Source organism: Clostridium sp. AF02-29 (genome assembly GCF_934835585.1).
Classification (GTDB): domain Bacteria; phylum Bacillota; class Clostridia; order Lachnospirales; family Lachnospiraceae; genus Otoolea; species Otoolea fessa.
In genome coordinates, this window is sequence record NZ_CAKVZK010000005.1 from 82,293 (window position 1) to 92,383 (window position 10,091).

A 10,091-nucleotide genomic window follows, 5' to 3' on the forward strand; every position below is an offset into this window, starting at 1 on the left:
CTTCCTCCTCCCGTCCTACCGAACATTAGTTCTGGATTTATCATACCATACTCCCTTTTTAAATGCAAGCTTTTTCGAACATACATTCTGTCATTATTCCCATATGTGTTACTGTTCACGCATGCCCAGTAACGGGATTTTGCTGATGCTTCGCATTCCAAATCAGCAAAATCTGCAGACAGAACTGTATCCGAACCTTGCCAATCTCCGCCTTTAAATTTTCTCTTAAAATATAATTTCGATAACACATGACAATATTTCTGATTGTTTTCCTCGCAAGCCGCGTTTATAATAAAGAAAGATTAAAGGTATAGAATGAATTATTCTTATAGGTAGGATGAAGGAGGAGTTTACAATGGCTATTTTAGTTACTGGAGGCGCCGGTTACATCGGCAGTCATACCTGCATCGAACTTTTAAACGCCGGATATGAGGTCGTTGTCATGGACAACCTTTACAATGCCAGTGAGGAAGCGCTGCGCCGCGTGGAGAAAATCACCGGCAAGCATGTAACCTTTTACAAGGCAGATATGCTGGATCGCGAGGCAGTCAATGAGATTTTTGAAAAAGAATCCATCGATTCGGTCATTCATTTTGCAGGCTTAAAGGCAGTCGGGGAATCCGTTGCGAAGCCACTGGAATATTACCACAACAATATCACCGGAACCCTGATTCTCTGCGACGTAATGCGCAATCATGGCGTCAAGAAAATCATTTTCAGTTCCTCCGCTACCGTATACGGAGATCCGGCATTCGTCCCGATCACCGAAGAATGCCCGAAAGGCAAAATCACAAACCCTTACGGTCAGACAAAGGGAATGCTTGAGCAGATTTTAACTGACCTGCACGTGGCAGATCCGGAATGGAATGTCGTTCTGCTCCGCTACTTCAACCCAATCGGTGCACACAAGAGCGGTCTGATCGGCGAGGATCCGAAGGGAATCCCGAACAACCTGGTTCCTTATATCGCACAGGTTGCTGTCGGCAAGCTGAAATGTCTCGGTGTCTTCGGCAATGATTACCCGACTCCGGACGGAACCGGTGTGCGCGATTACATCCACGTAGTTGACCTTGCGGTCGGTCATGTAAAAGCACTCCAGAAATTTAACGATAAGCCAGACGTATATATCTACAACCTCGGCACCGGCAAAGGCTACAGCGTACTCGATGTTGTCAAGGCTTACGAAAAAGCCTGCGGCAAAACAATTCCTTATGAAATCAAGCCACGCCGCGCCGGCGATATCGCAACCTGCTACTCCGATGCTACCAAAGCGAAAAATGAACTCGGCTGGGAAGCTCAGTACGGCATTGAGGAGATGTGCGCTGACTCCTGGAAATGGCAGTCGATGAACCCGAACGGATATCGGGACGCTGAGGACTAAGAGATGAAAAAGAATGTGCTTGGCACATTCTCGCGCCGAGCGCGGTCGCTTGCGACATGTTTCTGCTTCGCGCGAGTGCGCATCATTGGCACGTTAGCGCCTTTTTGTGTAATAGGGAATTCCAGGAAATTTCCTATTACATGACAAAAGCGGCTGACAGATGTCCACCCTAACATCTGCCAGCCGCTTTTTCTGTTCTTTATTTGTGTTCCGCAAATCCCCGCCGCATTTTTTCCAGCGCCCGCTTCTCGATCCGGCTCACATAAGAACGCGAAATCCCAAGTCTGGCGGCAATCTCCCGCTGCGTCTGTTCCTTTCCGCCAAACAGCCCGTACCGACTGCGTAAGACGATTTTCTCTGTTTCTTTTAAACACGCCTCATAGGCGCGGTAAAGCTGTTCAATTTCCTGCTTTAAAATAATGGTTTCCAGAACTTCTTTTCCTTCTGCCTCCAGCACATCCATCCGGCTGACGGTTTCTCCATCTTTATCTACCCCGATCGGGTCATATAACGAGATATCCTTTGCATATTTTTTACCAGCACGGAAGGTCATCAGAATCTCATTCTCGATACATTTCGCCGCATACGTCGCCAACCGCGATCCCCGCTCCGGATGAAACGTATTGACCGCTTTAATGAGCCCGATGGTGCCGATCGACAGGAGATCTTCCATTTCATAATCTGTACCCTGATATTTTCTGGTCACATGCGCCACCAGCCGTAAATTTCGCTCTATCAGAGTATTGCGTGCCTCATGGTCTCCCTCTTTCATGCGTTCCAGACAGGACCGTTCCTCTCCAGGTGTCAAAGGCTTTGGAAATGTATGCAAAGAAAAAGCCACCCTGAAGCTTACTTACTGATAGTTTATGCTTCGGTGGCTTTTCCAGTGCACCACTTGCTTTTCCGATTTTAGAAAGGGAGCTAAAAATCATACCATCCAGCCGGTTATAAATCCGCTGCGTCTAAAAATATTGATACCTCTTTCTCTTCGCCACCAAAAAGATAACTGACACCGTCACGGACATACACTCCGCCACGATAATTGCGCCCCAGATTCCGTTCAGGCCCAGGAGCAGCGGCAGAATGATAACCGATGCACTTTCAAACACAAGAGTACGCAAAAAAGCTATCAGCGCCGAGGTCAGTCCATCTCCCAGCGCCGTAAAAAAGGCGGAACTGAAAATAGAGAAACCGCAGAATAAGAACGAAACCGCATAAATGGAATACGCATGTACCGTCATGTCCAGAAGCCCGGCATCATATCCTACGAAAATAGCTGCCAACGGTGCCGCCATCACCTCGGACAGCAGCAGCATGCTCAGAGACGCCGCCGCGATCAGAACCACACTGCGCTTTAGCAGGTTATTTAACTCCTTTTTATTTCCTGCGCCGTAGTGATAGCTGATAACTGGAGCTACGCCGGTCGCATAACCGATGAAAATCGCAAGAAAAATAAAGTCCACATACATGATGGTTCCGTAAGCTGCGACTCCGTTTTCTCCCGCGTAGCGCATCAGCTGCGCGTTATACAGCATGCCGACAATGGACATGGAAATACTGCTCATCAATTCCGATACACCGTTGGTGCAGGCACGTCTGAGCGCTCCTCCATCCCACTTTGGTCTGCGAAGGCGCAGGCTGCTACTGTTCTTCCGCAGGAAATAAACCAGCGGTATCGTTCCGCCTATGATCTGTCCCATCGCAGTCGCCATCGCCGCTCCGGCAATTCCCCAATGGAACACTCCCATGAACAGAACATCTCCCGTCATATTGAGCACACCCGAAATGATCGTTACAATCAGACCCAGCTTCGGCTTCTCCGCCGTCACGGAAAGGCTGCCAAACGCATACTGCAGCATTAAAAACGGAAGCGCCACCAGAATGATCCGTCCATACCGGATGCAGTCCGCCAGCATCTCTCCCTTCGCGCCAAGAAAGGCAGCGATCTGCGGTAAAAACAGAATACTGATAACCGCAATTACCAGACCAGAAACAACGGTCGCAGCGATCAGAAGGGAAAAAATCTCCTGCGCCTTCTCACGCCTGCCCTCGCCCATAATCCGGGCGATCAGGGCACTTCCACCCGTGCCGAACATAAATCCCATGGCACCTACGACCATCAGAAACGGCATAATGAAATTGACCGCCGCAAACGGCGTTTTTCCTACAAAATTCGATACAAAATATCCATCTACCACTCCGTAAATGGAGGTAAAAATCATCATTAAAATAGATGGAATTGTAAACCGGATCAATCTCCCAAAACCGAAATGATCCGATAACTGAATCCTCTGTTCCATAACATTCTCCTGTCAAATTTTTAAGTAATTCTGCCATTATATCACGATTCGCATCTTCGATGCTTACCGCTGCTGACGCAGCTATCGTGATCGCCATTCGCCGTTCGCCATAAATCTGCAAGCAGCTTTCTGGCTCACTTGCGCTCATTATATCATAATTCTTCACATCACGGAACATCACCTGCACCTCTTCTCCGTTACTGTTCACGCATACGTGCCCAGTAACGGAATTTGCCGTGGCTTCGCATTTAAATACGGCAAATTCCTGCTGCCACCACGTTTTCTTACGGCACTTTCGGTTCCAAAAGTGCCTACCCGTGAATACTCTCCCCTTGAGCCAAATAATTATTATTCCTACGGTTGATTTTTTCGGAATTATTCTGTATAATGAAAATAAATTTACAGTTTAACGCGTTAAACCTCAACGCATTAAATTCAAAAAAGCACAACTTTCACATTAGGGAGGAACTATGTTATGAGCGAAGACAAAAAATTAAACATGCCTCAGTCGCTTCTGCTTCTGCTCCTGATCATCGGAGCGGTTGCAGTCTGCATCCGGCTGAAAACGGGCGGACCGATGATTGGACTATTTATGAGCTGGATCATCATCTATCTGTTTTGTAAGGTATTACGCATAAATTATGAGCATGTTGTAAACGGCGCTTACGACGCGATCCGGGTTGTCGTTCCTACCCTGTGCCTGCTCATGGCAATCGGCGTCATGATCGGTACCTGGCTGCAAAGCGGCACGATTGCAACCATCATTGTCGGCGGTTTAAAACTGATCAACCCGACCTGGCTGCTGCCTCTGACCCTGATTTTCTGTGCCGTATTAAGCCTTGTGACCGGAACCTCCTACGGTTCCGTCGGCAGTGCCGGTGTTGCCATGATGGCAATCGGCAACGCGATGGGCATCCATCCTGGCATGGTGGCAGGTGCTGTCATCTGCGGCGCGATGTTCGGTGACAAATTAAGCCCGCTTTCCGACACAACCAACCTGGCTCCAGCGGTTGCTGGCTCTAAATTAAACGACCACGTGCGTTCCATGCTCTGGACCACGCTTCCGACCTTTGTCATCAGCCTGGTTCTCTTTGTAATTCTTGGCATCAGCCAGACTTCAGGGAACTATGAAACTGGAAATCTTCTGACATACATCGATGCCCTGCAAGGTGAGTTTAAACTTGGCTTCATCACTCTGCTTCCAGCCATCGCAATCATTATTCTGCTTTTATGCAAAGTAAACGCGGTTGTCTCCCTTGGTCTTTCCGCCATCTGCGCCGGAGCTGTCTCTTTCTTCTATCAGGGCGCAACTCTGCAGAGTATCATCCGTGTTGCTTACAACGGATACAGTACCAGCATTGAGGAAGGTATTTTACAGACCATCTTAAACCGCGGCGGTATGAGCAGCATGCTTCAGTATGTGGCAATCATCTGCTTTGCAGTTGGTATGGGCGGTATGCTGGATCGCCTCGGCGTTCTCGGCAATCTCTTAAACGCCATCGTAAATCACATCAACAGCGATGGCAGCCTGATTGCAGCAAGCCTTTTAGTCGGCTATGTAACCAGCTTAATCAGCTGTTCCCAGCCGATGTCCCATGTCCTGACTGGAAATATGATGAAACCGCTGTTCAAATCCAGAAAAATCGCACCGGAAATCCTTTCCCGTACCCTTGAGGACGCAGGTACTTTATCCGGTCCGATGATTCCGTGGCACGGTTACTGTGTATACATGTCTGGAACCCTCGGCGTTGCCTGGTCAGTATTCTTCCCATACCTGTTCTTACTGTACTTAACCCCTTTGTTCAGTATTTTCTATGGATTTACGGGAATCTCCATCCGGCATACAGACGACGCTCAAAATTAAACCTTTCACTTGATGAAAACAAAATGATCGAAACATATATGCAGCCTTTGACACAGTGTTTACCTGTGCAAAGGCTGAACACATCTAATTTGCCCGAACTTTTTTCATGATTTCGCGCAAAATATATTACATATGAATTTAGGAGATGAATATTTATGATGGAAACAAAGCTTGTACTTCTCGGAACCGGTACCCCGAATGCCTGCCCGAATGCCAGCGGTCCTTCTTCTGCAGTTGTCGTAGGCGACCGCGCTTATCTTGTAGATTTTGGTCCTGGCGTTGTCCGTCAGGCGGCGAAAGCATACCAACAGGGAATTGATGCCCTGCGCCCGGACCGGCTGATGATCGCATTCTGCACACATCTGCACACCGACCACACGGCCGGCTATCCGGATCTCATTTTTACTCCGTGGGTGCTGGAACGCCCGAAGCCGCTGAAAGTATTCGGTCCAAAAGGCATCCAGAACATGACCGAACATATTTTAAAAGCATATGAGACGGACATCGACTTCCGTATCCACGGCTTTGAAAAAGCCAACGAAAATGGCTACAAAGTCGAAACTACCGATATCCAGCCTGGTATCATTTATCAGGATGACCGCGTGACGGTTGAGGCATTTCCAGTCAGCCACGGTACGCTCGAAAGCTACGGATTTAAGTTTACAACGCCGGATAAGGTGATCGTGATCAGCGGTGACACGGCTCCGCTTGAGATCGTGGCGCAGAAAGCGGAAGGCTGCGATATTCTCCTCCATGAGGTCGAGTACACCGCCGGACTCTCCGCCAGAGAGCCAAAATGGCAGAAATACCACCAGGAAGTTCACACTCTCAGCGTTGATCTGGCAAAGATTGCCGCCAAAGCGCACCCGCGGCTTCTGGTTACCTACCACCGTATCTATCACATGGAAATCCAGGACAACACCCGCGATGTCGAGGCTGAGATGGCGCGCAGAAACACCGCCATTTTGCAGGAAATCCATGATGCCGGATATGAAGGTGTCGTTGTAAATGGACAGGATTTAGATGTATTCTAAGAAAAATTTAAGGGGCTGTGAAATAAGTCCCTGCCAGCATCATCCGGTCATTATCAAATGCCTTCTTCTTTTTCTCCGCATAGCAGTCTAAAAGGTCATTCACCCCCATTTTCGCTCTCTCCTCACCGCCCAGATCCAGGATGATCCGCCCTTCATCGAGCATGATCGTCCGGTTTCCGGTCGTGAGCGCCTGCGACAGATTGTGGGTGATCATCAGCGTCGTCAGATGGTTTTCCGACACAATCGACCGCGTGATCTCCATGACCTTATCCGCCGTCGCCGGGTCAAGCGCCGCTGTGTGCTCATCCAGAAGAAGGAGCTTTGGCATGACAAGCGTACACATGAGAAGCGTCACAACCTGTCTCTGACCACCTGACAGAAGCCCTACCTTCGTCTTCATACGGTTTTCCAGATCCATATGGTACTTCTCAAGCTCTGTCCGGAATAGATCCTTTTCCTGTTTGCGGACCGCACTTCGAAATGGCTTCCGATCCTTCCGGGTATATGCCAGCGCCAGATTTTCCTCGATCGTAAGATGCGGCGCCGTTCCTTTCATCGGATCCTGGAACACGCGCCCGATCTGGCGCGCCCTACGGTGCTCCGACAGAAAAGTGATATCCTGACCATCCAGGAAAATCTGTCCCTGGTCCAGCCAGTAATTGCCGCAGATCGCATTAAAAAGCGTCGATTTTCCCGCTCCGTTGGAACCGATGATCGTCACGAACTCCCCATCATCCAGATGCAGGTCCAGTCCGTTCAAAGCGTGGTGCTCGCTCGCCGTACCAGCGGAAAATACTTTGGTTGCCTGTTTTACATCTAACATAGTACATCTCCATCTTTTATCCCTGTTTGTAACTGCTTTCCAGGTTATTGTTCATACATATCTCTTTCTCTCGTCCGCTTCATCTTTGAAAGCCCCATCTGATAACGGATCGCCGGAAGCGCCAGCGCCGCCGCTACGATGCACGCTGATACCAGTTTTAACGCATATGCCGGAAAAATCTGGCTCTTGGTTGCCGCTGCGATGATATAACGGTAGATGATCGAACCGAAAATCGAGGAAAAAAATCCGATTTCCAGACCTCTTTTTCCAACAATCACTTCGCCAATGATGACCGATGCCAGACCTACGACCAGCATACCGGAACCGGAGTTTACATCCGCAAATCCCTGATACTGGGCAATCAGACCGCCGCTGACCGCTACCAGTGCATTGCTGAATGCCAGCGCCGTGATCTTCATCGCGTCTACATTGATGGAGGACGCGCTCACCATCGCCTCATTATCGCCCGTCGCCCGGATGCAGAGTCCCAGATGCGTCCGGAAGAAAAGAATCAGCAGCACCAGGCAGACTGCTGCTGCCGCGATCGCAATCACGAGTCTTGCCGCCTCTTTTGAAAGTCCCAGGCTTTCTGCCGCTTTAAATATGGTCGGAACATTGATGAGGGAAATATTCGGGCTGCTTCCCATCACAATCAGGTTGATGGTGTAAAGCCCGCACATTGTGAGGATGCCAGCTAATACCGCATGAATCCCCATCTTCGTCTGGAGTACGCCTGTCACACAGCCTGCCAGCGCCCCGGCCACAGCTGCTGCCACGATCCCGGCAACCGGATGCCCCGCCAGCGTGCAGACTGCCGAGGCTGCCAGTCCCAGCGTAAAACTCCCCTCCGCCGTCAGATCCGGAATATTTAAAATGCGGAATGTGACGTATATTCCAAGCGCCAGTATTCCATATAAAAATCCCAACTGCAGGGATCCGATCACCAGTGTCATGTGTGCTTCCTCCTATTTTCAAGTTCGTTTGTAATTACTCCGCAAATTTCCACAATCAATGAATGTGCGTACCAGCCAGACTGCTATATATCTTACTCCGCATCCTTTACAAAGGTTGCCTCGTTCTGCACCTCATCCGAGAATGTGATTTCCAGTGCATCGGCTGTATCCTGATTGATTACCATATTGGAAGCCGGTACCACAACAGCTGCAATATCCTCCATCGCAGTTCCGTTTAAGTATTCCAGTGCCATATCTGCGGTCTGTGCGCCGATCTCGGTATCGCTGATCGCAATCGTTGCAAATGCACCAGAATCAACCATAACAGCGGAGCTTCCATATACCGGAATCTTCGCATCTCTTGCCACTTCCGTTACCATCGGCATTGCACTCTGGATGACACTGTCATTCGGTACAAAAATCGCGTCAACCTCGCCCGCTAAAGACTGTGCCGCCTGCTGTACTTCAGATGAGTTCGTAACAACCGCCTCTTTATAGGAAAGTCCCTGATCGTCTAAATATTTTTTTGCATTCTCCACGGTGCTGACGGAATTGATCTCGCTTGTATTATACAACATTCCGTAGGTCTTACAATCTGGTGTCAGCTTATCGCTCAGTGCGAAAATATCCTCAACCGGAATCGCATTGGAAGTACCGGTTGCATTCTTATCCGGCTTTTCCATATCGGTAATGACACCCGCGCCGACCGGATTGGAAACAGCGATAAAGAATACCGGAATATCCGTCTCCAGGTTTACCATCGCCTGGGTCGCCGGAGTCGCAATCGTTGCAATCAGGTCAACACCGCTGTCTGCCATCTCCTGGCAGATGGTATTCAGCGCTGCCGCATCGCCCTGTGCATTTTTGTAAACAATATCGACTTTACCACCTGTATATTTTTCAGTCAGCTCCTCCGAGAAACCATCGCGCATATCTGCAAATGCACCGTTATCAATCATCTGGATCACGCCAACCTTGATATCGCCCTTTGCCTCGCTGGCTGCTGCCTCCGATGCATCTCCATTTTCAGAAGCCTCAGAATCAGCCGCTGCTGTCGTCTCTGCCGCATTCGAGCCGCCACAGCCTGCCATCGTCAGTGCCATTGCCGCTGCCATCGCTGCTGCTGTGCCTCTTTTTGCCATCATTCCAAATCCATTCATTTTTCTCATAATACTCTCCCTTTCCGCCATCCTGGCTCTCGCTGATTTTGATTCCCAACGAAATATAAAATCCCCGGCGCAGACAAACTCCTGCGCCGGGGACGAATAAACAAATATCGTGGTGCCACCCCTGTTCTCAGACCTTCAAACTTTATATAAAAAAGCAGATATTCTCACACAATGGAAAATATCTGCCATCCAGTCTGACTCATTCTACGGTACGGAAAACATAGACATGATTGATAATGCGAAATCAGATATGCTCTCGATACCCTACTCTTTAACGCAGAGTTACGGCTGCAGCTACTCGAATCACTCTTTCACCTCGCATCTCCCAAATCCATTCCATACAGCCCTTCATACCGGTTTCCACCAAGCCCGGCTCTCTGTGATGTACCTCTGTATGTACTCGTTTTGTTCATCGATTTTGTAGTGTTGTATTTAATTTTTTCATAGTTTACCACTATGTTTTTAAGTTGTCAACCCTATTTTCGAATTTTTCTTTATCATCGGCAAAATCGGGTTACTGTTCACAGGTAGGCACTTTTGGAACCGAAAGTGCCGTAAGAAAACGTG

Annotated in this window: 8 protein-coding genes and 1 other annotated feature; of the genes, 3 read left to right on the top strand and 5 right to left on the bottom strand. The window is 49.0% G+C overall.

Features of this window, described 5'->3' with window-relative positions:
• The first annotated feature begins 355 nt into the window (after positions 1 to 355).
• Positions 356 to 1,381, top strand: coding sequence for a UDP-glucose 4-epimerase GalE (gene galE, locus PUQ60_RS02655; protein WP_117795725.1), 1,026 nt, complete (start codon positions 356 to 358; stop codon positions 1,379 to 1,381).
• 199 nt (positions 1,382 to 1,580) lie between these two features.
• On the opposite strand, the gene sigK is transcribed toward galE, so the two are convergent.
• Together sigK and PUQ60_RS02665 are read right to left on the bottom strand one after the other, a co-directional pair.
• Positions 1,581 to 2,210 carry an RNA polymerase sporulation sigma factor SigK gene (sigK, locus tag PUQ60_RS02660; protein ID WP_022358454.1) on the bottom strand — a complete coding sequence of 210 codons (630 nt, stop codon included), beginning with the start codon at positions 2,208 to 2,210 and terminating at the stop codon, positions 1,581 to 1,583.
• A 133-nt stretch (positions 2,211 to 2,343) separates the two neighbouring features.
• Complete coding sequence (locus tag PUQ60_RS02665; protein ID WP_022358455.1) at positions 2,344 to 3,681, bottom strand: MATE family efflux transporter; 1,338 nt, start codon at positions 3,679 to 3,681, stop codon at positions 2,344 to 2,346.
• 475 nt (positions 3,682 to 4,156) lie between these two features.
• Here PUQ60_RS02665 and nhaC point away from each other — a divergent pair, with 475 nt between their 5' ends.
• Together nhaC and PUQ60_RS02675 are read left to right on the top strand one after the other, a co-directional pair.
• Positions 4,157 to 5,545 carry a Na+/H+ antiporter NhaC gene (gene nhaC / locus PUQ60_RS02670; RefSeq protein ID WP_107000099.1) on the top strand — a complete coding sequence of 463 codons (1,389 nt, stop codon included), beginning with the start codon at positions 4,157 to 4,159 and terminating at the stop codon, positions 5,543 to 5,545.
• 155 nt (positions 5,546 to 5,700) lie between these two features.
• A complete protein-coding gene (locus tag PUQ60_RS02675) occupies positions 5,701 to 6,579 on the top strand; it encodes an MBL fold metallo-hydrolase (RefSeq protein ID WP_273401002.1) in 879 nt (292 codons plus the stop codon).
• Positions 6,580 to 6,586: 7 nt separating this feature from the next.
• Here the strand turns inward: PUQ60_RS02675 and PUQ60_RS02680 are convergent, their stop codons facing one another.
• The 3 genes from PUQ60_RS02680 to PUQ60_RS02690 form a co-directional block, all read right to left on the bottom strand.
• Complete coding sequence (locus PUQ60_RS02680) at positions 6,587 to 7,402, bottom strand: ATP-binding cassette domain-containing protein (protein WP_273380391.1); 816 nt, start codon at positions 7,400 to 7,402, stop codon at positions 6,587 to 6,589.
• A gap of 44 nt (positions 7,403 to 7,446) precedes the next feature.
• The gene (locus tag PUQ60_RS02685) at positions 7,447 to 8,355 is read right to left on the bottom strand and encodes an ABC transporter permease (RefSeq protein ID WP_273380390.1); all 909 of its coding nucleotides are present in this window, start codon (positions 8,353 to 8,355) and stop codon (positions 7,447 to 7,449) included.
• Between the two features lie 92 nt (positions 8,356 to 8,447).
• On the bottom strand, positions 8,448 to 9,524 hold the full coding sequence (locus PUQ60_RS02690; RefSeq protein ID WP_273380388.1) for an ABC transporter substrate-binding protein: 1,077 nt from the start codon (positions 9,522 to 9,524) through the stop codon (positions 8,448 to 8,450).
• A gap of 85 nt (positions 9,525 to 9,609) precedes the next feature.
• Positions 9,610 to 9,946: a binding site (T-box leader), on the bottom strand.
• Positions 9,947 to 10,091: the final 145 nt, after the last annotated feature.